We start from the raw sequence: 22,342 nt of genomic DNA on the forward strand, positions 1-22,342 counted from the left end.
CAAAGCAGAGGTCGGTCAGGGCCGCGTCGGATCGAAGTGGGACTTGAGTCCCTTCCACACATCCACGTAGTCGCGCTGGCGGAAATCGGCGGCCAGCGCCTTTTCGGTAGGCTGGAAGACGTAGCGGCTCTCGAACATGAAGGCCAGAGTCGCCCCCTGATACTGAGGCTCGAGGCTGGCGTCGGAGGCCTTCTCGAAGGTTTCGGCGTCGGGGCCGTGGGGCGACATGCAGTTGTGCAGGCTGGCGCCGCCGGGCAGGAAACCTTCGGCCTTGGCGTCGTACTCGCCGTGGATCAGGCCCATGAACTCGCTCATCAGGTTGCGATGGAAGTAGGGCGGGCGGAAGGTGTTGTCGGCCACCATCCAGCGCGGCGGGAAGATCACGAAGTCGATGTTGGCCATGCCCTCGGTGTCCGACGCCGACGTCAGCACGGTGAAGATCGAAGGATCCGGGTGGTCGAAGCTGACCGTATTGATGGTGTTGAAGTTGGCCAGGTCGTACTTGTAGGGCGCCACGTTGCCGTGCCAGGCGACCACGTCCAGCGGCGAGTGGTCCAGCCGGGTCGCCCACAGTGCCCCGGAGAACTTGGCCACCAGTTCGAAGTCGCCCTCGAGGTCCTCGTAGGCGGCCACCGGCGACTGGAAGTCGCGCGGGTTGGCCAGGCCGTTGGCGCCGATAGGGCCGAGCCCCGGCAGCTCCAGGGGACTGCCGTAGTTTTCGCAGACATAGCCCCGGGCCTGGTCGCCCTCACTGATGCGGACCTGGAACTTGACCCCGCGCGGGATCACCGCGATCTCGCCGTTGCCCACCTCGAGCGCGCCGAACTCTGTGCCCAGGCGCAGGGTGCCCAGCTGAGGCACGATCAACAGTTCGCCGTCGGCGTTGTAGAAGAAGCGTTCGGTCATGTCCTGGTTGCAGGCATAGACATGGACACCGCAGCCGGCCTGGGTGCCGGCGTCGCCATTGACCGCGATGGTGGCAAGACCATCGATGAAGTCGGTGGCCGCCTCGGGCAGGGGAGCCGGGTCCCAGCGCATCTGGTTGGGGTCCGCGGCGGGACGTGACAGCGGCGCGGTGGCGAGACCGCCGTGCTCCAGCGGGCGGTAGGCGCTCTGGGCCACCGAGGGGCGGATGCGGTAGAGCCAGCTTCTCAGGTTATGGCTGCGCGGCGCGGTGAAGGCCGAGCCGGTGAGCTGCTCGGCGTAGAGCCCGTAGGCGCAGCGCTGGGGCGAGTTCTGCCCCTGGGGCAGGGCGCCGGGCAGCGCTTCGCTGGCGAAGTGATTACGAAAACCGCTTTGATACGCAAGCGGCGTCTGGTCGAGACGTCGGGACATCGGGAAATCCTCCGCTCAGGATGATGAGGTGTCGTGTCGGGGCAGCTCGCCGGCAAGGCGCAGCGCCTCGTCGAGCACGTTCTGGTCGCCGATATGGTTGGCCAGCAACAGGATCAGGCGGGCATTGATGCGTTCGCTGTCCTGCTCGCTGACGTCACGATGCAGCTCGGTGAGCGCGGCGTAGAAACGGTCCGCGTCGGTGAAGTTGGGGCCGAGTTCAAGCGCTGGCATGACGTACCTCCGGCATCGACAGGGACTGCCCCAGGGCGCGCTCGAGACAGGCCTCGACGCGGTCGGCATCGAACCTTCGCCAGCGGGCGCTGACGTGCTGGTCCGGGCGCCACAGGTAGGCGCCGTCGCTGGCGAGACCATAGCGGCTGGCCACCAGGCCATCGCAGTCCTCGACCAGGGTGGTCCGGGGCATCGAGGCTAGCGCCTCGCTCGGCGCGACCTCCGGCGCGGACACGACCAGCAGACGCAGATCGTCGCGCCGCTCGAGCAGGTCACGCAGGCCGCCCAGCGACTGAGTTTGCCGGGCATCGAGCATCAGCACGAAGTCGCCACCAAGCTGGTTGAGCAGCCAGGCTGGCCTGCCGCCAAGGCGGACCGGCGCGTCGCTGGCGCAGCTACCCGGAGCACGGTCCCGCGGCAAGCTCGAGTCATCGTCACCGTTGAGCGGCGAGTCGTTGTAGCGGCAGGGCAGTGACAGACGACCGGAGTTGACCAGGCTGCGGGCAAAGTCGAACTCTTCTGCCAGCTCCAGGGTGGTATCGCGGAACAGTCGGCTGACCCGACTCTTGGGGGTGATGAAGTCGGTAGCGCGGGTGGAGTTGAGGATGTTCTCCGCCGCCCCGTACTGGCGTTCCTGATTGTAGGTAGCGATCAGCTCCAGCGGCGCTTCCCCCTTGACCACCCGGGCCAGCTTCCAGGTCAGGTTCTCGACGCTCTGGATGGCGCCATTGGCGCCGCGGGCGCCGAAGGGTGAGACCTGATGGGCCGAATCGCCGATGAAGTAGACCCGGCGATGGATGAAGTCATCCATCTTGCGGCAGCGAAAGGTGTAGACGCTGGCCCACTCCAGTTCGAACTCGACGTCCTCACCGAGCATGGCCTGGACGCGGGGGCGGATGTTCTCTTCCTTTTTCTCTTCCTCGGGATCGGCGTCCCAGCCAAGCTGGAAGTCGATGCGCCAGACATTGTCCGGCTGCTTGTGCAGCAGCACCGACTGCTCAGGATGGAAGGGCGGGTCGAACCAGAACCAGCGTTCGGTGGGGAAGTCGGCCTGCATGATCACGTCGGCGATCAGAAAGCGGTCCTGGAAGACCTGGCCCTTGCTCTCGAGCCTGAGCATGTCGCGAATCTTCGAGTTGGCACCATCGGCCACCAGCAGGTGATCGCAGCGCAGTCGATAGTCGCCGTCTTCGGTGGTGACGGTGATCAGACTGTGATCGTCATGGCTCTCGACCGCGGTGACCTTGTGCATCCAGCGCAGGTCGATCAGGTCGTCGAGCTGCATGGCGCGATCGACCAGGTACTCCTCGAAGTAGTACTGCTGCAGGTTGATGAAGGCCGGCACCCGATGGCCGGTCTCGGGCAGCAAGTTGAATTCGTAGACCTGGCGCTGCTGAAAGAACACCTTGCCGACCTGCCAGGTGACGCCCTTGTCGAGCATCGGCTGGGCGCAGCCCAGCCGATCCATGATCTCCAGGGTACGCTTGGCGAAACAGATGGCGCGGGAGCCGACGCTGACGGTGTTGTTGTCGTCGAGCACCACGCTGGCCACGCCCTGCTGGGCCAGGTCAACCGCCGCGGCAAGGCCGCTGGGGCCGCCGCCGACGATGACCACCGGGCAGTGATGGGGCGCCCCAGCGTCGAGCTCCCTGGCGCGGCGATAGGGGTAGACGGGATTGTTGTAGGTTGTGAGCATGAGTATCTCCCGGGAAGCCGCGGGTGCGGCTTCCCCAGTCCGGCGACGAGGGTTACTGGGCGGCGACCACGTCCTGCAGCGAGTGCCACATCTCGGTGTCGCGCTCGGCGGTCCAGATACGCGGATCCGGATGCTCGCCGCCGGCCTCGTCGTAGCAGCGAGTGATATCGAAGGGCAGGCAATGTTCGAAGATGACCCAGTGACCGTACTTGGGCTTGAGCTTGGCGTAGGTCTCTGAATAGCACTCGGCCAGCGACTTGCCGGCTGCCTTGCCGGCCTTCACCGACTCGTACATGTCGGCCAGGAAGTGGCGTGTGCCTTCGATGCCCTCGCGGCACTGCTCGGGGGTGGCCAGCGCCTCGCCGCGACCCGGCACCAGTTTTTCGGGCGCGAACTCGAGCAGGGCGTCGAGGGTGGTCGGCCAATGTTCGTGGTAGGCATCGCCGGTGTAGGGGGTGGCGCCATACTCGACCAGGTCACCGGCAAACATCACCTTTTCCTCGGGCAGCCAGACGATGGTGTCGCCCTTGGTGTGGCCGCGACCGACGTGCAGCAGTTGTACTTCGCGCTTGCCCATGTACAGCGTCAGCTTGCGGTCGAAGACGATGGTCGGCCAGGTCAGGCCCGGGACCGAATCGACGCCCTTGAACAGGCGCGGGAAGCGACCGACCTCGGACTCGTAATCCTGCTGGCCACGCTCCTGAATCAGCTCGTAGGTGTTCTGGCTGGCGTAGATGTGTTCGGCGTTGTAGGCCGAGGCGCCGAGCACGCGCACCGCGTGGTAGTGGGTCATCACCACGTGCTTGATCGGCTTGTCGGTGACTTCGCGGATTCGACGGATGACATCCTCGGCCATGATCGGTGTGGCCTGGGTGTCGATCACCATGACGCTGTCGTCGCCGATGACCACTCCGGTATTGGGGTCCCCTTCCGCGGTGTAGGCGTAGAGGCCTTCGGCCAGCTTGACGAAGCTGACCTGCTTTTCTTCGGTGTCGGCGTGTGAGGCGAACTTCTTGGTCATGGGTCCTCCGGGGTCATCGGTGGTCCGCCCCTGTCGGGATGGGGACGGTGTGTCAGGAGAATAGTTTCTGATGAAACTAAAAGTCCAGCACGTCTTGACCTATGTCAGCATGTCGGGGCCCTTTCCGGAGTTTTAGTGACGGAATTTCATTGATTTATCGTTGTTTTAGACATAGGTCTACCTGTCTCTGTTTCACTTCATGGTTTCATTGGAGACTAATTGTCTGTCGGGTTCCGGGGTCATGTGTCAGCCGCCGTTGTGCTATTTCGCCGAATCCCTCAGCGCCGTGTAACCAGCCTGTGCCCGTGTTGCCTCCTGGCAGTGACCGGCAGGCGATCTCCCATGTCGAGCACCAGCGTTCTCGAACGCGTTGCCGGCAGAATCGAGGAAGAAACCGATGAACTGGCCCCTCTTGTGAGCCTGGAGCAGGGCAGGCCACTATCACTTGTGCGTATCGAGGTTGATGCCGCCTTCGCCTGGACCCGGGCCAGCGTACTGTGGACATGCCGGTCAAGGATATCGAGGACTCCGAGCACAAGCGTATCGAGCTGTACCAGCAGTCTCTGTGTCGCGAAATGGAAGCGCAGAGAATTTCTGTATTTTGTTATTTTCTAATATAGTGATCTGGTTTTCGCCGGTAACGTAAAGATTCGTGGTAGATATTTATTTCAATGATAATAATAAGTTCTCCAAGGCGAGAGAGCCTTGAGATGCGTTGGATCGGCGCCCCTCAGAAGATAGCCACCGAGAACAGCTGGTCTCTGGTTACCCATCGGTATCCTCCGGGGGACCTATACAGGGAGAACGTATGTTTTCGATGGTCAAGACACCGAGTCAGATGCACTGGATGACGGGACAGTTTCGCGAGCGTGATCGAGAGGCCGTATACCGCAGGACGATCAAGCGTAGAGTGCGCCTCGAGTCGCGGCTGGCAATTATGCTGTCTGCCATGATTTTCGGCATGTTCACGCTGTCGGATTACTTCTACGTCGGACTGACCCGAGAGTTTTACTACCTTTTGACGATGCGCATCGTGGTGGTCGTCAGCTGTTTGCTGCTGGCCCTGGCGATAGGCCGTCTGGGCTGTTACTCCCGCAGGCCCTGGCTGCATGCATTGCCGCTGTGGGTGCTGGCCACGGGGATCATCCTGATCGTTCCACTGCGTCCGGAGTCCCTTTCGACGCAACTGGTAGCGGTGATCGTGGCGATCATGGCCTTCTACCTGCTAATCCCCAACCTGCTGACGGTGGTGGCGGCGGCTAGCCTCTACCTGAGCTTCGGCTTTCTGGCTGCCGCGGTGGTGTTCTCCGATATTTCAGTGGTGGTTGCCCTACGCATTGGCCTGCTGTTGGTCATGGCCAATCTGGTGGGTTTCTTTGCCTTGCTGAGAGTGGAGCTTTTGCAGCGCAAGCAGTTCGCTTTGCTACATGAGGAGCGCGGCCACAATCGTCGACTGCTCAAGGAGATGGCTCACCGTCAGTCGCTGGAAATCCAGTTGCGCGAGCTGGCTGAGCGCGATGCCCTGACAGGATTGGCCAATCGTCGCCACTTCATGAAGCGGGCACAGGTGATGCTCCATCGGGCGCGGGTGGAAGAGGCGCCGTTTTGCCTGTTCATGCTGGATGTTGATCATTTCAAGACTATCAACGACACCTGGGGCCATAGCCAGGGGGATCGGGTCTTGATCGATATCGCCGAGGTCTGTGTGGCGTCGCTGCGGCCAAGCGACCTGATCGGACGCTTCGGAGGGGAAGAGTTCGTGGGAGTGTTGCCCGACACCTGTCTCGACGATGCCCGAGCGGTGGCCGAACGCCTGCAGCGCGCGGTCGCGGCGCTGCCCCCACAGGATGAGGGACAGACGCTGGCGCTGACCGTCACTATCGGTATCGTCGAGGCGCGGCCTGAGGACGCCGATCTGGAGGCCCTGATCAAACGCGCCGATGAGGCGCTCTATGTCGGCAAGCGTCAAGGCAGGGACCGAGTGGTGGTGTGCGAGGAATCGGTCAGCAATTGCGCGGGGGTACTGATGAGTTCGCCGCTCAGTGATCCGGCCTCGCCGCCGCCGGAAAACCTGAATTCAGGAAGCTGAGCGCAGCGATTGAATGGGAAGGGCGGCGATCAGTGGTGCCTTGGCTGTAACGGGCGCGCCGAAGTCGCCAGCACAAAATTCGCCACGCCGTGGGGGGCAGCGTCAAGCGGGGGCGAGGGACCCTACCGCTTTTCGCCAGGGTGATGTCCGACATGGGAGATCGTGATGTGTTCTCATGATAGTTGAGGTAGAAACGAAATTCCCAGGATGCACTGCGCCAGATCAAGTGCCCTGCTTGGTTGTGTGGATAAAAAATTATTTAAAAACAATAGACGCATAATTTATGCGACCTATGTCTAATCCGGTTTTCATGATGGTTTAGTTGCTGTAGATACTAAATGCCGGGCAAGGTGAGTACCACGCTTACCTGGTAGAGAAGGAAACATACCTTCCACGTTCCGGGTGTGGCGTCCAACGACAACAATGGCACCCGTGACGACGGAGACACCCCATGAAAGCGCCTACCTCCCTGTTGGCGGCCGGCCTGGCCAGTGTGGCCCTGGCCGGTCCCGCCATCGCCGCCGAGACTCTGACCGTCAGCTCCTGGGGCGGTCCCAACCACGGCATCAATACCATCGTCTGGCCGACCTGGAAGGCCTGGATCGAGGAGGCCACGGAAGGTCGGGTGACGCTGGACGTCGTCCACGATATGGGACCGCCGGCGGCGCAGATGGCGCTGGTAGCCGATGGGGTAGCGGATGCCAGCTGGATCTTCCATGGCCATATGGCGGGGCGCTTCGAGCTGACTCGCCTGCCCGAATTTCCGACCTTCGAAGACTTCACGTCGGAAATCGCTTCCGCCGCCTACTGGCGCACCTACGAGACCTATCTAGCCGAGCAGGGCGAGCATCGCGGCGTCGACGTGCTCGCCGTGGGGGTACACGGCCCGGGGCAGATCTTCACCGCCGACAAGGCCGAGTCCTTCGCCGATTTCGAAGGCCAGCGGCTACGTGTCGGAGGCGGGGTGATGAGTGACCTGGCCAGTGCCATGGGTGTCACCGGGGTAGCGTTACCGCCCACCGGCGTCTATGAATCAGCGTCCCAGGGCGTCATCGACGGCGCCATGCTGACCCTGGAGGGGCTGCGCAGCTTCCGGGTGGCCGAGGTCGCGCCCTACACCCTGACGGTGGATGGCGGCTTCTATCGCGGTAGCTTCGCGATCGTCGTCAACCCCTACTTCTGGGATCGGATTTCGGCCGAGGACAAGGCCGCTATCGAGGATGTCTCCGGCGAGTCACTGTCGCGTCTGTTCGGCTACATGATGGATGTTTCCGACGAGCGAGGCGTGGCCTTTGCCGAGGAACTTGGACACACCTTCACCGAGGCAACGGCAGAGGACATCGCCATGCTCAGGGAGGTCAGCGATGGGCTGATCGACGAGTGGGCCGACAAGGTGTCGAGTGGTGAGCTGGACGCCCGAGAAGCGCTCGAGTTCTTCCGTGACCAGCTTGGTCAGGTCGACGCCGAGGCTGGCATCGTCGATCGCGTCGTCACGACCGAAGGCTGAGTCCCACCATGTCCATGTCGAATGCTCCGGGACAGTGGCTGTCGACAGCGCTCGAGAGAGGTCTCGAGACGCTGGCGGGGGCCACCCTTTTCGTGCTGATGTGTGTGACCACGGTGGATGTGGTTGGGCGCTACTTCTTCAATACGCCCTTGACCGGTAGCGTCGAGCTGACCCAGCTGATGCTGGCTGCGGTGGTCTTTCTGGCGATGCCGGTGGTGTGCTGGCGAGAGGAGCACGTCAGCGTCGACCTGCTCGACGGTGTCTTTCCGGCGAAGCTGGTATGGATCCGTCAACTGATCGTCAATCTCTTGATGACGGCGGCGCTGTGGCTGGTGGCAGGCCGCATCTGGGCGCTGGGCCTGCGTTCGCTGGAGTGGGGCGACGTCACCGAGTTTCTGCGCATTCCGATCGGTTACCTCACCTGCTTGATCGCGGTGATGCTGTTTGTCTCGGCCGGGCTGACGCTGCTGCGTGCTCTTGCCTATCTGCTGGAGGGCATCGGGGTGATCGATCGGGGCGGGCCGCTGAGCGCTTCCGCTGACATCGGTGCTAGCACGAGGGAGCAGGAGGGCGCCGATCATGATTGAATCCCTCTATGGTTTTGCCGCCCTGCTGGCGCTGGCTTTTCTGCGGGTACCGCTGGCCTTCGCCATGGGTATCGTCGGCACCCTGGGCTTCTACTTTCTTACCGGCAATCCCATGGCGGCGGAGTCCATGGCCGCGCGACGGGTGGTGGACACCGCCATGGACTACGGCCTGTCGGTGATCCCGCTGTTCATTCTGATGGGCAACTTCGTCTCACACGCGGGGCTATCCGATGCCCTGTTCAGAGCCTCCAACGGCTTTCTCGGACACCGCAAGGGCGGCCAGGCCATGGCCACCATCGTTGCCTGTGGCGGTTTCAGCGCGATCTGCGGCTCTAGCCTGGCCACCGCCGCCACCATGGGGCGAGTGGCGATGCCGCAGATGCGCAAGTATGGCTACAAGGACTCCCTGGCCAGCGCCTCCATCGCCGCCGGTGGAACCCTGGGTATCCTGATCCCGCCGAGCGTGATGCTGGTGATCTACGGCATCCTCACCGAGACCAGTATCCGTGAGCTTTTCGCCGCCGGATTCATTCCGGGGATGCTCGGCATCCTTTTATACCTGGCGGCGGTGAAGTGGGTCATGTGGCGTGACCCCAGTGCCGGGCCTGCAGGGGAGGTGGTGCCCTGGCGCGAGCGCTGGGCGGCACTGAAGAGCGTGGGCAGCACCCTTGCGCTGTTCGTGCTGGTCATCGGCGGCATCTATCTGGGCGTGTTCACTCCCACCGAGGCCGCCGGTATCGGGGCCATGGGCGCCTTCGTCATCGCCCTGCTGCGCCGTGCCCTGACTTTCTCGCTGTTGCTGGAGGTGCTGCGTGACACCGTGCGCACCACCGCCATGCTGTTCGCCGTGGTGCTGACTGCGCTGATCTTCGCCAATTTCATCAACCGGGCGGGGCTGCCCAATGACCTGCTGGCCTTCGTCAACGGTCTCCAGCTGTCGCCCTTTCTGGTGATTCTGGTGATCCTTGCCATCTATGTGGCATTGGGTTGCGTGTTCGAGAGCATGTCGATGCTGCTGCTGACGGTGCCGGTATTCTTCCCGGTGGTGGCGGGCCTGGGTTTCGATCTGGTGTGGTTCGGCATACTGGTGGTCATCGTCATCGAGATCAGTCTGATCACGCCGCCGGTGGGCATGAATGTCTTCGTGCTCAGGGCGGTGTTGCCCGACGTGACCACCGGCACCATCTTTCGAGGCGTCACACCCTTCTGGGTGGCGGGCATGGTGCGTGCGTTGCTGGTACTCGTATTCCCCGGTATTGTGCTGTTCTTGCCGAGGTTGCTCTACTGACGGTGGCTGTATTGGCCGTTTCTGAGCTGACAGCCGCTCGGCCGGGGTGATCGATGCATTCTGGAAAGACGAGCGTTGATCGAATCGTCGACGGGGAAGACGCCATGGGCTCGCGACAGCGAGAAACACCGACCACCACCGCCAAGGCGGAGCTGGATCTCCAACAGTTTCTGCCGTACCGGCTGAACAGCCTGGCGGACCGCCTGAGTCAGGCGCTGGCGCGCATGTACGCCGAGCGCTATCAGCTCAATATTGCCCAGTGGCGGGTGCTGGCGTGGCTGTCGCACCTGGATGAGCTGTCGGCCAAGCAGATCGCCCAGGCCACCCGCATGGACAAGGCGCGAATCTCCCGGGCGGTACAGTCACTGGAAGAACGCGGACTGATCCAGCGGACCCCTTCGAGCCGCGACCAGCGTGTGCAGGATCTGCGGCTTACCGAGGCAGGACAAGTCCTGCTGGCCGAACTGGTCCCCGAGGCCCAGCAGTGGGAGGCCGATGTGGTCGCGACCCTCTCCGTCGGCGAGTATCGCGACCTGATGAGCGTGATGGGCAAGCTCGAGCGCCAGCTCGACCGGCTGGAGCAGGGCAGTGGCCCCTGGTCCCAGGACCGCTCCGGCGATCCCATGGAGACACCGGGTTCTCCCGAGCTCGATCAGGATCGCTAGGGCTTGTCTGAAAAGTGCCTACGCTCGGTAATACGGCGTTAAAAATCGGATCAACATGCTCATTTACACCCCGTAAACTGCGCTGTCTCACCGATTTTTGCCTTGTCTAACCTTCGCTCGCCGACTTTTCGGACAGAGCCTAGGGCCTGTTCGCGCACTGCTCAAGGTACTCGGCCAGCCACACCTCGATGATCGATTGGCGAGTCACTCCCAGGCGGCTGGCTTCCTTGTCGAGAGACTCGATCATCCACACAGGAAAGTCGACGTTGCCCCGTCCTTGTGACTGATTGGGGCGCCGAGCCCTGGACAGGCAGAGGGCTTCGGACACGTCTTTGCCATCATCGAACTCTGTAAGATGCGTAATATCTTTTTAGCTTGGTAAGTCGGTGTAAGGTCTGCTTAAACACTGACGTGACGAGCGGCGCAGCTCCCCGCTCCACTGTCTTCTCGCGAGCCCCTCGGCGCTCCGTTTTCCCTGGCAGCCGTCATTCGACGATATACAACGGCGCTCGTCGACAAGATGCTCTCCGACGTCCGACCCAGTCAACGCCCTTCAGATTTGCCCGGTACCCACCTCAATGACATCCGGGTGGATGGATACCCTCTGGATCTGTCGGTGGGCACACGTCAGCAATCGGTTCGATACCTGTTTGCGCCTCGACATGTCGCCACCGCCAACTGGCTGGCGGCGATGCTGCCTGCTCTCAAGTACTTTTCGGCGGTCAGCGCGATGCTGAGAGGCCTCACACCTGACCTCATGATGTGGACCCCTCGAAGGAGGGGCTGCCAGAGCTTGCGGGTGTGAGATGACATGATACTGTTAACAGTTGACGATACTGAGTGCACGGAGACCGATATGGACTCGACCAAGGATCGGATTGGCCAGCGACGCTCCAGTACGCTGACGTCCATTGCCCGCGATGCCATCGAGCAGTTGATCATTTCTGGCGAGCTGTCCGCCGGCGACCGTATCAACGAGAGTGCGTTGGCCGCCAGGTTTGATATCAGTCGCGGACCGATTCGCGAGGCGTGCCGCAGTCTCGAGTACGCTGGTCTGATCCGCAATGTCGCCAATCACGGCGCCTACGTACGCGAAATGAGTCTGGACGAAGCCCGCGAACTGTACGAGGTGCGGCGTGCCTTGACCGCTCTGGTAGGGGAGCTGCTGGTCGAGCGGGCCACCCAGGAGGTGATCGAAGAACTGGAGGCTCTGGTTGACAGAATGGGCGAGGCCGCCGAGCGCGAGGATCTCGATGACTACTACCAGCTCAACTTGCGTTTCCACGACGCCATGATGACCCACACTGGCAATAGTGCTCTGGCTCGTTACTATGACGACACGATCAAGCAGCTGCACTTGTTCCGTCGTCGCGGATTGGTGCAACGCGGCAACCTGAAGGCTTCGAACGCCGAGCACGTGACGATCGTCAGGGCGATCTCGGCACGTGACGCTGATGGGGCGTCCAGGGCACTGCGTGATCACGTGATGGCCGGATGGCGTCGGATGGAGCAGGCACTCGCTGCGGCCCCGGACGACGATCGACAGGCTTGACGCCTGAGACGTCGACCGGCCCCTTTTCGTTCTTGTTCCTTCTGATTGGCGTATCGCCAGCGAGTCAGTGGCGTCGCGATTGGAACGTCTGACCAACGCCATCTGCCAGTACGACACGCAGACAGCGCTTCGTGGTGTCTAGCTTCACGCCTCGGTCCGAGTGATGCGTGCGTCAAAGGCGCAGGTGGCATCGCTTCGACCAGCGGGGCTCGCTGAGTCGATGCTCCTTTACCCACCAATCCGCATAAGCAATAGACCAACGTCTACTTAATGGGACGTGATCCGCTCTGCTAGTTTACAGGCTGTAAACTGTTAACAGTTTACAATGCACCTCCAGACGCAGCAGGTCATGCAGTGACTTCTCAACAACGACTCCAAAGGAGAACCACCATGCGCCATTGGTTCACGATCCGCATGCTGGCGGTAGGCATCGCCACGAGCCCCCTCGCCATGCTCTCCGCCTCCGCCTTGGCGGCGGACGACTTCCCTGTCGATCCGATAGAGATTGCCGTACACACCTCGCCCGGTGGCGGCACCGATACCACTGCCAGAATGGTGGCCCTGTCGACCCAGGAGCAACTCGACAGCAATGTCTTCGTCCAGAACAAGAAGGGCGGCGGGGGCTCCGTGGCGATGAGCTATGTCAGTGGCAAGCCAGCAGACGGCTATACCCTCATGGCCATCACTCCGACCCATCTGTTCACCATGCTGCGCGGCAATGCCCCGATCGGTATCGATGACATTCGTGGCGTAGTTCGGGCGACCGACGACCCGATCATCGTCATGGTTCGCGGCGACAGCGATTACGCCTCCATCGATGATCTGATCGAGGCTGGGCGGTCCGGCACGATCAAGTGGGGCGGAACCCAGATTGGCGGTGTCGACCATATCGCCGCCATGAGCTTCGCCAACGAGGCCGACATCAGGGTTTCCTACGTACCGTTCGATAGTGGTGCGGAGTTTGCCGCCGCCCTGTCTCGCGGTGATATCGACGCCGCCGGTCTCAATATCTCGGAAACCCAGGACCAGATTGCCGATGGAGAATTCCGTCCTCTGGCGGTGATGGCCGACGAGCGCATGGGGGCCCTGCCGGAGGTGCCGACCTTGGCCGAAAACGGCATGGACGTGTCCTTCTCCACCGTTCGCGGCTACGTGGTGCTCAAGGACACCCCCCAGGAGCGCGTCGACGCGCTGGAACAGGCCATGCTCGATGGCATGCAGAGCGAGCGCTATCAGGAGTATCTCGACGGCATTGGCCTGGATAGCGCCAGCGTCGCCGGTAGCGAGGCCTGGGACCAGCAGATCCGCCGCATGTACGAGGCGGGCAAGATCACCATGACTGACCTGGGGCTGCTCCAGTGAATCGTCAGGCTGGACGCGGGGCAGGGCTGAAACCAGGGCTGAAAACAGGGCATGAGACAGGGAGCGTCTCGGCTGCCATCGATGGGGTCGTTTCCCCAGGCCCGGCTTCGGTCCAGGCCCACGGGGCATCAACATCAAGAAGGAGTCGCACATGATTCGTCACTGGCGAGATCTGCTTCCCGGGTGCGCCCTGCTGGTACTGGCCGGCGGGCTGTACCTGATCACTACCGACTTCGACAGCGTACCTCCGTCCTTCGCCCAAGGCATGCAGGCGGCAGACATGCCACAGCTGATCCTGGGAGTGATCGCCGTGCTTGCGTTGGTGATGATCATCCAGGGGCGGGGCCACGAGGAAGAAACCAAGCCGGTCATCTCCTGGCGCATGTGGACCACTGCGCTGGTGCTGCTGGTATCGGTATTCCTGTTCGGTGTGCTCGGCCTGACCCTGACCACCGTGCTGACCTGCCTGGCCATCCCGTTGCTGTGGGGTGAGCGGCGTCGGTTGGCCGTGGCGATCTACGCCATCGGCGTGCCGGCGTGCATCTACCTGCTGTTTACCCACGCCTTGCAGCTCAGATTGCCCCAGGGCGTGCTGAGCCCCTGGCTGTCCTGAACAAGGAGACGACCATGGATCCTATTCTAACGGGGCTTGGCATCCTCACCGACCCGGTCTCACTCGGTGTCATCCTGCTTGGCACCATCATCGGTGTGCTGGTAGGAGCGCTGCCGGGATTGAGCTCATCGATGGCGGTGGCCCTGCTGCTGCCCTTCACCATCTATCTGGAGCCAGTACCGGCGATATCGATGCTGGCGGCGCTCTACTGCGCCGGTACCTTCGGTGGTTCCATCACCGCTATTCTGATCAACGCCCCCGGCGCTCCGCCTGCCGCCGCCACCGCCTTTGACGGTTTTCCCATGGCGCAGCGGGGCGAGGCCGGTCGCGCACTTGGCATGGCGGCGGTATCCAGCGTCATCGGCGGCATCATCTCCTTGATCGTGATGGTGCTGGCGGCCCCGGCGCTGGCCCGAATCGCCCACTCCTTCGGCCCACCTGAGTACTTCGCGCTGGCAATCTTCGGGCTGTCGATGCTGGCCTCGATCAGCGGCAAGTCGCCGGTCAAGAACCTGATCGGCGGGGCTCTGGGGCTGTTGATCGCCACCGTCGGGGTAGACCTGACCACCGGCGTCGAGCGCTTTACCTTCGGCGTGCCGGAGCTCTACGAAGGCATCAGCTTCATTCCTATCCTGATTGGCCTGTTCGCGGTGTCGGAGCTGTTGTCCCAGTCCGACATCATCGACCGGGCCAAGGAGCGCATCTCGCTCACCGCCATCAAACTGCCGTCCCGGGAAGACTTCAAGCGGGTGTGGAAGACCATTCTGCGCTCGTCCGGTATCGGCACCTTCATCGGTATCCTGCCGGCGGAGGGCAGCACCATGGCGGCCATGATCGGCTACAACGAGGCGCGCCGCTGGTCGAAGAACGGCGACAAGTTCGGTACCGGCGAGATCGAAGGCATCGCCGGCCCGGAGGCGGCCAACAACGCCGCCACCGGTGGCTCCATGGTGCCTACCCTGGCGCTTGGCATCCCTGGCTCAGCCACGGCGGCGGTGATTCTCGGTGGCCTGCAGATTCACGGCATTCGCCCGGGCAGCTATCTGTTCGAGAACCAGCCCCACCTGCTGTACTCGATCTTTGCCGCCATGCTGGTGGCCAACCTGGTCTTTCTGGTCTTCGGGCTGGCCGGCGCCAAGCTGTTCTCCCGCATTTCGCTGATCCCGCGCACCTTCCTGTGGCCGGCGGTGTTTGCGCTGTGTGTGGTGGGCGCCTACGGCGTCAACCAGAGCCTGGTCGATGTCACGATCATGCTGATTGCCGGCTTCATCGGCTTCTGGCTCAAGCGCTACGGCTTCGGCGCGGCGCCGATCATCATGGGTGTGGTGCTGGGCTCGCTGGTGGAGAACTCTCTGGCCCAGTCGCTGATCATCTTCGATCAGGACGCAAGCCGCTTCCTCGAGCGTCCGGTGGCCCTGCTGTTCTTCGTGCTGGCCGCACTGAGCATCTTCTACAAGCCATTGTCCGATGCAGTGCGTCGTGTACGCAGTGGCCCGAGTACGACCCCGGGAGGTGAATGACATGACCGGGCCCAGGACAGAACCCTTGTCGGGACGTGTAGCGCTGGTTACCGGCGGCAGCCGGAATATCGGTCGTGCGGTGGCACTGGGACTCGCCGAGCAGGGTGCCGATGTGGTGATCATCGCCAGTCATCACGGCCAGGCGATGGATGACACCCTTGCCGAGATCGAGGCACTGGGACGTCAGGGACTGGGTTTGGCCGCCGATATTGCCGACCCCGAAGCCGTCGATGCCGCCGTGGCAAGCGTCGGTGAGCGCTTCGGCCGGCTCGATAGCCTGGTGTGCTGCGCCGCCATTCGTCCCCATAAACCCTTCGCCGAGCTGACCTTCGATGACTGGCGTCGGGTCATGGCGGTCAACCTTGACGGGCCTTTTCTTGCCGCCAGGGCCTGCCTGCCGCTGCTGCTGGCCTCCGACCAGGCCGCCATTGTCACCTTCGGTGGCGTCAGCGCTCATCTGGGTGCCGCCGAACGGGCCAACGTGATCGCCTCGAAGATGGGTGTGGTGGGGCTGACCCGGGCGCTGGCGGTGGAATACGGCGAGCGCGGCGTCACCGCCAACTGCATCGTACCGGGACAGATCGATACCGAACGGGCGGCAGGCTCGCCGCCGCCCAGGTTGAGTGGCGGTAAGGGGCCGCTGGTTGGCCGACTGGGCATGCCCGAGGAGGTGGCCGCGCTGGTGTGTCATCTGGTCGGGCCGGCGGGGCGCTACAGCACCGGCCAGACCTTCCATCTCAACGGCGGCAGCTACCTCGGTTAAGCCATGACCATCTACCTGAAACCCGAACCCGACCAGGGCCGAATGGCCCACTGGTGGCGCAGTTTCCTGCTGCCGGCGATGGTTGCCGTCATCGGTGGCGGTAGCTGGAGCGCTCTCGGTCTGCCGCTGGGCTGGTTGCTGGGGGCGGCCATCGCCATCGGCATCTGGGCGGGGCTGGGCCTGCCGGCCCGGGCTCCCAGACCGATCCAGCGCGCCGGCCTGATGGTGGTGGGGGCAAGCGTCGGCTTGTGGGTGACACCGGAGGTGGCCCGCCAGTTGGTTGGCTGGTTGCCAATGATGCTGGCCTCCGCGGCCCTGGGGGTGACCCTGGCTATCCTGTGCACGCCGCTTTTCGCACGCCTTGCAGGGCTCGACAAGGCCACCGCCTATTTCTGTCTGCTGCCCGGCGGGGTGATCGAGATGGCCGAGATCGGCGAGGGCTACCGCGCCAACCGGGCGGCGATCGCCGCCTTGCACGCCATTCGCGTCGGGCTGATCGTCACCCTGCTGCCGTCGGTACTGCTGCTGACAAGCGGTAACGGTCAGCCGATGACACAGGCGTTCGGCTCGGGCGTCCAGCTTGGGCCGTGGTGGCTGATCGGAATGCTGGCGCTGTGTGCCCTGGCCAGTTGGGGGACCGCGCGTCTGGGCATGCCCTCGGCCTGGTTCCTGACGCCGCTGGTGGTCGCCGGCGTGTTGTCCGGCGCCGAGCTGCTGCCTGTGTCTCCGCCGCAGGTGCTGCATCTGCCCCAGTGGGTGCTGATCGCCGCCCAGGTGGTGGTGGGATTTGGCCTGGGAGCCAAGTTCCAGCGGGCCAGCTTGCTGGCCCTGCCGAGGGCTATCGCCAGCGGCATTCCGATCCTCCTGCTGATCGGTCTGATGGCGGCGGTGGCGGCGCTGCTGGTGGCCGGGATGTCGGGCTCGGAGGAGAGTCGGCAGACCCTGGTGCTCGGCTTTTCCGTGGGGGGTATGGCCGAGATGACCCTGACCGCCCAGGCCCTGGGCCAGAACGCCGCCCTGGTGGCGGGCTTTCATGCCATCCGCGCCCTGTCGGTAAACCTTTTCGCAGGGCCCTTGTGGGCTCGCTTGTCACGCCTGCCTTTGTTTCACGAATCCTCGAGCTCATGCTCACGACGATCCTGATAAGGAGACTGCGTCATGTCTGTCGCAACCAACGTCTTTGCCAAGATGCCCACCAACACCCGCATTACCGCCGAGGCTGCCGAATTCATCGAATCGGTCCGCTTCGAGGAGATTCCCGAGGAAGCGCTGCGCATCGGGACCCGCTGCGTACTGGATGGAGTGGGCCTGTTTGTCGCCGGCTCGGAGGAGCATTCGGTCCAGATCCTGGCCGAGGAGGCTGTGGAGTCCGGCGGTCGCGCCGATGCCCTGGTTCTGGGACAAGGCGATGCCCGAGCGCCGGTCGCCCAGGCCGCCCGCGTCCTTGGCACCGCCGGTCACGCCCATGACTGGGACGATAGCCAGGTCAGCAAGGACCCGGCCCACATCTATGGACTGTTGACCCACCCTACCATTCCGCCGCTGAGCGCCAGCCTGGTGGTCAGCCAGCGGCTCGGCGGGGTCGATGGCAAGCGCTTCATGGAAGCCTTCCTCACCGGCTTCGAGGTGGAAAGCAAAATATCCGAGTGGATGTTGCCCCAGCACTACATGCAGGGCATGCACTCAAGTGGCACCGTGGGCACCTTTGGCGCCTTCGCCAGTGCGGCCAAGCTGATGGGGCTTCGTGGCGAAACCTTGCGCCATGGCCTGGGTATCGCGGCGAGCCTGGCCGCTGGTATCCGCTGTAACTTCGGCACCATGACCAAGCCGCTGCACGTAGGCCGCGCGGCGGAAAATGGCGTGACTGCGGCACTGCTGGCAAGTCGTGGCTTTACCGCCGACCCCGAGGCGCTGGACGGCCCCTGGGGCTTCATGGCGGTGCAGGGCGGCGGCGCCAGCGAGGACAAGCTGACCCAGGGCTTCGGCAAGACCTGGTCCATCGTCGAGCCTGGGGTGTCGATCAAGCCTTACCCCTGCGGCGTGCTGACCCACCCGACCATCGACTTGATGCTACGCCTGGTGCTCGAGGCCGACGCCAGTGCTGACGATATCGAGGAGGTGATCGTCCACGCCGGCTCCAACATTCTCAATCCTATCCGCTACCCGATCGCAGCCAATCACCTCCAGGCCAAGTTCTCGTTGCCCGCCGCACTGGCGATGATTGCGCTCAACCGTCAGGCGGGCAAGGTCGAGTTCTCGGACGAGTTCGTGGCTTCCAGTGCCATGCAGGACATGCAGCGGCGCATCCGCACCGAGTTCGATGAACAGATCGAAGCCCAGGGCTTCGACAAGATGCGCTCGCGCATCACCCTGCGCCTGAAGGGGCGCGAAGACGTCAGCGGCTGGGCTGACGAGCGTTATCGTGGCGGCCCGGAAAACCCGCTGAGCGATGAAGAAGTCGAACAGAAGGTGCGTTCCTGTTGTGACGGCGTTCTCGATGAGCAGGCTCAGAGCGAGCTGATCGCCGACGTGTGGAAGGTGCTGGAACTCGACGATGTCAGCGTGCTGGCGCAGCGCTTGAATGGCTGAATGTCCGGTTTGGACCCTTTGACGTGGTAGCAAAAGACAGAAGGGGAGCTGGTTCCCCCTCTGTCTATCTGCGAGACACGTGTTGCACGAGTTATTTTAGTAAGGAGTGGACACTGCGGACTTCGCTTTCGCGGCTCATGCTTGATTCATTCGCTTCGCTTTTTAGAGGGCTAGCTGTAGTGTCTAGGAGAATAGAATCTGGCAGGGTGTTAGGCACGCTCATCTAGCCTTGATGGTGAAGTATCTTCTTACGTACGTGTCAAGCAATGAGTTTAGTTCTTTGTCAAGCGCATCGTGTTTCTGGGGGTTTCGTAGTTTTTTGAGATGTTTTTCAAGGAATTTACAAGAAATTTTTATGACAACTTTTTTATGTTCTGAATATAGTTCTTTCGCCCAATTCAGCTCTTTTCCTTTCTCCAGGTTGTTGTTTGGTGCGCGGGTGACGATAAAAGCGAAAGCGCCATAGTCATTGCATAGGTAAGAATTTATCTGCCTGTACTCACTGGCACTCAGGTCTTTATAGTTTTTAATTTCAAAAATGACTTGTCTGGTTTTATAATCGTTGAGGACTCTTTTCCAGAATTTGCTCTCCCCAAGATTGGTACCTACTACATCCCGTTGCTGGAGTGATATTTTATTGGGATGTGCCTCGATGTTGCATAGAGTCCCGGCAAAGACGATTTTTAACGCATTGACGCACCATGACTCAAAGTCATATGCTCCTTTCATTCCTTCATCTATATCATTTAGCTCTTGGATTAATGACTCGATTCTCTTGTTTCGTATGCTCCTTGACTCTGAAGTTACCTCTATTTCGTATTCGTCATGTATCTCTTCAGCTTCTTCTAGCTTGATTCTTGTTTTACTTGTTGCTAATGCTAACCAGTAGCAAGGGTGGACTAGTATCCTTGTTTCACCAGAAAATTCTCGATCCGGATCTTTGCCGTCATGACAAAAAACAAAAGATGCAGATTGTTCGTTGTGAATTCCTATAAATCCAACACTGTAAAGCCGCTGGAGAACTTGTCTTGAGTCGTTGAAAAGAAATATGTCTTGTTGTTTGCTTCGTTCAAACCTATCTTGGTCAAGGACTTCTTGCAATAATGGACTTGCATCACCAACCGCCATTTCAGACTCACGGCCATAGAAGACCTTCGTAAATTCTTCTATCGAAGGGAATATGTACTCGTATTCTTTATGAAGGTCGTTTAGCCTGTTACACGAAATAGTTTTTGCAGTATATGTCAGGTCCCGGATGATTAATTACACGCTTGGTGAATAGCTCAGGACGCCTGTTCTGCCAGTCTTTCATCGCTGAAATGGGGGCTTGGTGCTTCAATGCCTTCTGCGGGATGTGATGATTGTACAGCCAGCAGTATCGTTTTAGCGTTTGCTCCAGGTCTTCTCCGGAGACATAGCGACGCGTCGCCAAGACGTCACTGATACGGCCATTGAAGCGTTCGACCATTCCGTTGGTTTGAGGGTGGCCCGGTCGAATCAGGCGGTGCTCCACGTGGTGCTCTGCACATGCCTGGTCAAACGGATGCTGTCCGGTGGGCTTGCGCTCTCCACCAGAGGTGAAGCGATCCGTGAAGCTCTTGCCATTGTCCGTCAGCACCTTTTGGACCTTGAACGGGGCCTTCTCAACGACCCGATGGAAAAACGCTTCAGCATCGCTTGCCGCCTGGCTGGAGCGCAGCTCCAGATAGACCCAGCGCGTAGCTCGGTCGATGGCAACGTACAGATAGCGGCGCTGCGTCTCATCAGGCATCTGCGGCAGATATTTGATATCGATATGGAGGTAGCCCGGTTCGTAGTCTCGAAAGGGCTTGGGCGTTTCCTTCTTGCCCTCCTGATCCCTCTTAGCCAATTGGGCCAAGGTGGGCACCTGGCGGCGTTTCAACATCCGGTGGAGCGCCGCTCTGGATAGCGTGGGATGCAAGAACTCCCGGGCGACGACGAGCAGGTCGTCGAGCCCGAGACGAAGGAATTCGCGTGCCGCAATCAGCACCTCTTCCTGCTCGTGGTTGAGCGTTGCCTTGAGGTTGTGACGGGTGTGGGGGCGATCATAGACGTCATCGCGGTGCCGCCACCGACGTATCGTCATGTCACTGACACCAAAACGCTCCGCCAGCGCCGTATCGGTAATGTGAGCAGGAGCCGCCTGGATCTCAGCGCGAATCTTCGGGGTTGTAGTGGCTTGCTTATGAAGCTTGATCTCCATGGCAATGCTCCTGGATGAACTGACGGAGAAGCCCTCGGGCGGCTATCAAAGGATAGCTCCTTTTGGTCAATTGAACATCCGAGACACCACAAGTATACTCTATGTCCTCTAATATTATTTCTTTTCTGTCATTTGAATTTGCTTTTAGAAAAGCTTCGTTCAAGAGAACTAAAATGTCTCTAGGCCTGTATAGTGTAAGTTTCAGTGCTATTCTAAAACCTTCCCTTCCTTTTAGTTCTTTTGCTGCAAATTGATTCCATATTCTCACGCTGTTTTCGTGATCTGAATTGAATGCCGACTTCAATCTATAGCACACTAGGTTGAATAGATTATATTCATCCCAGTGAAGTCGTAAAGTTTGCCCTTCTATGTTTCTAGTGAAGTCAGGATCAAGTTTCGATATGGCCCTGTATATGTTGTCTCTGACGAAAGTGAAAGCGACGACCTTCTCGTTCATTCTTGATTTTATATCTATGGCAGCTTGGATAAAGCCATCAATTATTCCGACACCGAGGTTGTCAGGGCTGTAACCTTCGTCCAGACGGTCCGCAAAAACAACGTATTGCACTTTGGATTTTTCCAACGCTTCGAAAAGCACTTCTTCAATTAGCTCTAACTCTAGATTGTCAGAAAGATCCGCTATTCTGGACTGTGGGGAATCTGAAGGTGCTGTGATGTTCTTTAGTTTTTTTCTTATCTTGGTAGATATCGATTGTCTTCGGCTTCCCCATGTTGAATAATGGTCTCTTATTTGGCTTAGATCCAGGTTGTTTTTGTACTTATAGTGGTCTCCTAATTCTACTAATATTTCCATATATATAGCGTAGCGCCAAGCCATTTTTGTCCCGGCTTTTATGTGTAGATATTTTTCTCCAAATTGATCAAATATGTCTCTTAGGCCAATCACCTGTTCTTCTTCGGGAGAAATGGACAAAACAAGTGTTTTAGGTTTTGACTTCCAGTGTTTAGAAAGTCGATAGGCTAAAGCACTTTTTCCTGTTCCTCTTCGCCCTACAATTATGGGGCGATCATAAGATTCAAGAAGTGATCGGTAATCCGCCGACTCCCAAAAAGCGGTATCTAGCATTGTTCGGTCCTGTTCAGCACGGATGTCGCCTAGTACATTTCCTTTCATGTTTTTCCTTAATATGTTGATTGTGAGGTTGTTGGGTGATGTGCGAGAATAATTAAGAGCCATGTAATAAATTTAATGTGCGGGCAATTCGGCTTACGTATTTGTTATGTTTTGTGATCTCAGGTCCATTGATTGTGGCGTAAAATTTTTTCTCTCAGACTTTCA

General features: G+C 60.4%; 20 protein-coding genes. 12 read left to right on the top strand and 8 right to left on the bottom strand.

The features are described 5' to 3' along the window. Nucleotides 1–15: 15 nt before the first annotated feature. Genes hmgA through NFI08_RS06080 form a run of 4 tightly spaced genes read right to left on the bottom strand, consistent with a single transcriptional unit; the run spans nucleotide 16 to nucleotide 4,283 of the window. Nucleotides 16–1,335: a homogentisate 1,2-dioxygenase gene (gene hmgA / locus NFI08_RS06065; protein ID WP_045993882.1), complete on the bottom strand. Its 1,320-nt coding sequence runs from the start codon at nucleotides 1,333–1,335 to the stop codon at nucleotides 16–18. Nucleotides 1,336–1,350: 15 nt separating this feature from the next. Beyond that, the gene (locus NFI08_RS06070) at nucleotides 1,351–1,566 is read right to left on the bottom strand and encodes a DUF2783 domain-containing protein (protein WP_108449450.1); all 216 of its coding nucleotides are present in this window, start codon (nucleotides 1,564–1,566) and stop codon (nucleotides 1,351–1,353) included. Further along, the gene (locus tag NFI08_RS06075) at nucleotides 1,553–3,262 is read right to left on the bottom strand and encodes an FAD-dependent oxidoreductase (RefSeq protein WP_349588023.1); all 1,710 of its coding nucleotides are present in this window, start codon (nucleotides 3,260–3,262) and stop codon (nucleotides 1,553–1,555) included. The genes NFI08_RS06070 and NFI08_RS06075 overlap by 14 nt, the downstream gene beginning before the upstream one ends. 52 nt (nucleotides 3,263–3,314) lie before the next feature. After that, nucleotides 3,315–4,283: an MBL fold metallo-hydrolase gene (locus NFI08_RS06080; protein WP_108449452.1), complete on the bottom strand. Its 969-nt coding sequence runs from the start codon at nucleotides 4,281–4,283 to the stop codon at nucleotides 3,315–3,317. A gap of 808 nt (nucleotides 4,284–5,091) precedes the next feature. Between NFI08_RS06080 and NFI08_RS06085 the strand changes: the two genes are divergently transcribed. The 5 genes from NFI08_RS06085 to NFI08_RS06105 all read left to right on the top strand — a co-directional run bounded on the left by NFI08_RS06085 (nucleotide 5,092) and on the right by NFI08_RS06105 (nucleotide 10,419). Then, a complete protein-coding gene (locus tag NFI08_RS06085) occupies nucleotides 5,092–6,372 on the top strand; it encodes a diguanylate cyclase (protein WP_349588026.1) in 1,281 nt (426 codons plus the stop codon). Nucleotides 6,373–6,823: 451 nt separating this feature from the next. Continuing rightward, entirely contained in the window at nucleotides 6,824–7,879 is a 1,056-nt protein-coding gene (locus NFI08_RS06090) for a TRAP transporter substrate-binding protein (RefSeq protein WP_349588028.1), read from the top strand. A gap of 8 nt (nucleotides 7,880–7,887) precedes the next feature. Continuing rightward, a complete protein-coding gene (locus tag NFI08_RS06095) occupies nucleotides 7,888–8,466 on the top strand; it encodes a TRAP transporter small permease (protein ID WP_349588031.1) in 579 nt (192 codons plus the stop codon). Beyond that, nucleotides 8,459–9,754: a TRAP transporter large permease gene (locus NFI08_RS06100; protein ID WP_349588034.1), complete on the top strand. Its 1,296-nt coding sequence runs from the start codon at nucleotides 8,459–8,461 to the stop codon at nucleotides 9,752–9,754. The genes NFI08_RS06095 and NFI08_RS06100 overlap by 8 nt, the downstream gene beginning before the upstream one ends. A 104-nt stretch (nucleotides 9,755–9,858) precedes the next feature. Then, nucleotides 9,859–10,419, top strand: coding sequence for a MarR family winged helix-turn-helix transcriptional regulator (locus tag NFI08_RS06105; protein WP_240184263.1), 561 nt, complete (start codon nucleotides 9,859–9,861; stop codon nucleotides 10,417–10,419). A 139-nt stretch (nucleotides 10,420–10,558) separates the two neighbouring features. Here the strand turns inward: NFI08_RS06105 and brnA are convergent, their stop codons facing one another. Then, nucleotides 10,559–10,783: a type II toxin-antitoxin system BrnA family antitoxin gene (brnA, locus tag NFI08_RS06110; RefSeq protein ID WP_502881053.1), complete on the bottom strand. Its 225-nt coding sequence runs from the start codon at nucleotides 10,781–10,783 to the stop codon at nucleotides 10,559–10,561. A 492-nt stretch (nucleotides 10,784–11,275) separates the two neighbouring features. Between brnA and NFI08_RS06115 the strand changes: the two genes are divergently transcribed. The 7 genes from NFI08_RS06115 (at nucleotide 11,276) to NFI08_RS06145 (ending at nucleotide 18,818) form a co-directional block, all read left to right on the top strand. After that, entirely contained in the window at nucleotides 11,276–11,971 is a 696-nt protein-coding gene (locus NFI08_RS06115) for a GntR family transcriptional regulator (RefSeq protein ID WP_348827381.1), read from the top strand. Between the two features lie 390 nt (nucleotides 11,972–12,361). After that, the gene (locus tag NFI08_RS06120; RefSeq protein ID WP_349588040.1) at nucleotides 12,362–13,333 is read left to right on the top strand and encodes a tripartite tricarboxylate transporter substrate binding protein; all 972 of its coding nucleotides are present in this window, start codon (nucleotides 12,362–12,364) and stop codon (nucleotides 13,331–13,333) included. Between the two features lie 151 nt (nucleotides 13,334–13,484). Beyond that, entirely contained in the window at nucleotides 13,485–13,946 is a 462-nt protein-coding gene (locus NFI08_RS06125; RefSeq protein ID WP_108449460.1) for a tripartite tricarboxylate transporter TctB family protein, read from the top strand. Nucleotides 13,947–13,960: 14 nt separating this feature from the next. After that, on the top strand, nucleotides 13,961–15,466 hold the full coding sequence (locus tag NFI08_RS06130; RefSeq protein ID WP_349588043.1) for a tripartite tricarboxylate transporter permease: 1,506 nt from the start codon (nucleotides 13,961–13,963) through the stop codon (nucleotides 15,464–15,466). Between the two features lie 25 nt (nucleotides 15,467–15,491). Beyond that, nucleotides 15,492–16,229 carry an SDR family NAD(P)-dependent oxidoreductase gene (locus NFI08_RS06135; RefSeq protein WP_349588046.1) on the top strand — a complete coding sequence of 246 codons (738 nt, stop codon included), beginning with the start codon at nucleotides 15,492–15,494 and terminating at the stop codon, nucleotides 16,227–16,229. Nucleotides 16,230–16,232: 3 nt separating this feature from the next. Beyond that, nucleotides 16,233–17,372 (top strand): AbrB family transcriptional regulator, encoded by a 1,140-nt coding sequence (locus NFI08_RS06140; protein ID WP_348827383.1) that lies wholly within the window; start codon nucleotides 16,233–16,235, stop codon nucleotides 17,370–17,372. A gap of 15 nt (nucleotides 17,373–17,387) precedes the next feature. After that, nucleotides 17,388–18,818, top strand: a complete 1,431-nt coding sequence (locus NFI08_RS06145; RefSeq protein WP_349588049.1) for an MmgE/PrpD family protein — start codon at nucleotides 17,388–17,390, stop codon at nucleotides 18,816–18,818. A gap of 219 nt (nucleotides 18,819–19,037) precedes the next feature. On the opposite strand, the gene NFI08_RS06150 is transcribed toward NFI08_RS06145, so the two are convergent. The 3 genes from NFI08_RS06150 to NFI08_RS06160 all read right to left on the bottom strand — a co-directional run bounded on the left by NFI08_RS06150 (nucleotide 19,038) and on the right by NFI08_RS06160 (nucleotide 22,177). Then, nucleotides 19,038–19,946, bottom strand: coding sequence for a hypothetical protein (locus NFI08_RS06150; protein WP_349588052.1), 909 nt, complete (start codon nucleotides 19,944–19,946; stop codon nucleotides 19,038–19,040). Nucleotides 19,947–20,034: 88 nt separating this feature from the next. Continuing rightward, a complete protein-coding gene (locus NFI08_RS06155; RefSeq protein WP_349588055.1) occupies nucleotides 20,035–21,042 on the bottom strand; it encodes an IS481 family transposase in 1,008 nt (335 codons plus the stop codon). Next, on the bottom strand, nucleotides 21,023–22,177 hold the full coding sequence (locus tag NFI08_RS06160) for a P-loop ATPase, Sll1717 family (protein ID WP_349588058.1): 1,155 nt from the start codon (nucleotides 22,175–22,177) through the stop codon (nucleotides 21,023–21,025). The genes NFI08_RS06155 and NFI08_RS06160 overlap by 20 nt, the downstream gene beginning before the upstream one ends. Nucleotides 22,178–22,342: the final 165 nt, after the last annotated feature.

It is taken from the genome of Halomonas sp. EF61, from assembly GCF_040147045.1.
Classification (GTDB): Bacteria; Pseudomonadota; Gammaproteobacteria; order Pseudomonadales; family Halomonadaceae; genus Halomonas; species Halomonas litopenaei.

Excerpts from the sequence above, each read along its gene's own strand:
- NFI08_RS06150 (WP_349588052.1), bottom strand. The coding sequence starts at position 19,946 with ATGGCGGTTGGTGATGCAAGTCCATTATTGCAAGAAGTCCTTGACCAA.
- NFI08_RS06105 (WP_240184263.1), top strand. The coding sequence starts at position 9,859 with ATGGGCTCGCGACAGCGAGAAACACCGACCACCACCGCCAAGGCGGAG.
- NFI08_RS06155 (WP_349588055.1), bottom strand. The coding sequence starts at position 21,042 with ATGGAGATCAAGCTTCATAAGCAAGCCACTACAACCCCGAAGATTCGC.
- NFI08_RS06130 (WP_349588043.1), top strand. The coding sequence starts at position 13,961 with ATGGATCCTATTCTAACGGGGCTTGGCATCCTCACCGACCCGGTCTCA.
- NFI08_RS06095 (WP_349588031.1), top strand. The coding sequence starts at position 7,888 with ATGTCCATGTCGAATGCTCCGGGACAGTGGCTGTCGACAGCGCTCGAG.
- NFI08_RS06120 (WP_349588040.1), top strand. The coding sequence starts at position 12,362 with ATGCGCCATTGGTTCACGATCCGCATGCTGGCGGTAGGCATCGCCACG.
- NFI08_RS06160 (WP_349588058.1), bottom strand. The coding sequence starts at position 22,177 with ATGAAAGGAAATGTACTAGGCGACATCCGTGCTGAACAGGACCGAACA.
- NFI08_RS06075 (WP_349588023.1), bottom strand. The coding sequence starts at position 3,262 with ATGCTCACAACCTACAACAATCCCGTCTACCCCTATCGCCGCGCCAGG.
- hmgA (WP_045993882.1), bottom strand. The coding sequence starts at position 1,335 with ATGTCCCGACGTCTCGACCAGACGCCGCTTGCGTATCAAAGCGGTTTT.
- NFI08_RS06140 (WP_348827383.1), top strand. The coding sequence starts at position 16,233 with ATGACCATCTACCTGAAACCCGAACCCGACCAGGGCCGAATGGCCCAC.
- NFI08_RS06115 (WP_348827381.1), top strand. The coding sequence starts at position 11,276 with ATGGACTCGACCAAGGATCGGATTGGCCAGCGACGCTCCAGTACGCTG.
- NFI08_RS06145 (WP_349588049.1), top strand. The coding sequence starts at position 17,388 with ATGTCTGTCGCAACCAACGTCTTTGCCAAGATGCCCACCAACACCCGC.
- NFI08_RS06080 (WP_108449452.1), bottom strand. The coding sequence starts at position 4,283 with ATGACCAAGAAGTTCGCCTCACACGCCGACACCGAAGAAAAGCAGGTC.
- NFI08_RS06125 (WP_108449460.1), top strand. The coding sequence starts at position 13,485 with ATGATTCGTCACTGGCGAGATCTGCTTCCCGGGTGCGCCCTGCTGGTA.
- NFI08_RS06085 (WP_349588026.1), top strand. The coding sequence starts at position 5,092 with ATGTTTTCGATGGTCAAGACACCGAGTCAGATGCACTGGATGACGGGA.
- NFI08_RS06100 (WP_349588034.1), top strand. The coding sequence starts at position 8,459 with ATGATTGAATCCCTCTATGGTTTTGCCGCCCTGCTGGCGCTGGCTTTT.
- NFI08_RS06090 (WP_349588028.1), top strand. The coding sequence starts at position 6,824 with ATGAAAGCGCCTACCTCCCTGTTGGCGGCCGGCCTGGCCAGTGTGGCC.
- NFI08_RS06070 (WP_108449450.1), bottom strand. The coding sequence starts at position 1,566 with ATGCCAGCGCTTGAACTCGGCCCCAACTTCACCGACGCGGACCGTTTC.